Here is a 647-nt window from a genome sequence, read left to right on the forward strand (position 1 = left end):
TGGACGTCACCGGCCATCGCGATCAGGTCCCGGATGGGAAGCAGGGTGCCGGTGGCGGTGGTGGCGAGTCCGGCTTCGCGGATGAGGTCGGAGAGGTCGGCTTTGATGATCAGCTGCACGGGCAGGCCGCGATGCGAGGTGCCGAGTGTGCCGTCGGCGAAGCCTGCGGCCAGGGCGGCGTCGAGGGCGTCGTGATTCGTTTGGGCGAGGGTGCGGCCGTCGCGGTCGGCTGCCGAGGCCAGGGCGTCGGGGTCGGCGGTGCCGGCGGGTCCGGTCGGTGAGTGGGGGTCGTCGGGGTTGTTGAGTCCGGGTTTGCCCCAGACCGCGAACATCATGGTGAGTCGGGCGGCGAGTGCGGGGGTCAGGGTGCCCGAGATCTTGGCGGTGCCGTCGGCTCGTTGGCGTCCGATCCACAGGCCGCGGCGTCGTTTCTGGTCGGTGTCGTCGGTCAGTGTGCCGTCGGGGTCGAGGTGGGCGAGCAGGCGGGCACCGAGTTGGGTGATGTCGGCGGGGGTGTGGGCTTCGGCGATCTCGGCCATCTGTCGTTCGGCGGCGACCTTGATGTCGTGGTCGATGGTGCCGGGGATGCGGTCGAGGACGTCGAGGGTGGCTTGTACGTGTGCGGTGCCGACCGTGCCTTGCGCGAA

General features: G+C 70.3%; 1 protein-coding gene. It reads right to left on the reverse strand.

All coding sequences use genetic code 11. The features are described 5' to 3' along the window. Positions 1–647: DUF222 domain-containing protein (locus B1818_RS23840; RefSeq protein ID WP_139363098.1), on the reverse strand; the 647-nt coding region annotated here is incomplete at both ends.

It is taken from the genome of Gordonia sp. IITR100 (assembly GCF_002009645.1).
Lineage (GTDB): Bacteria > Actinomycetota > Actinomycetes > Mycobacteriales > Mycobacteriaceae > Gordonia > Gordonia hongkongensis.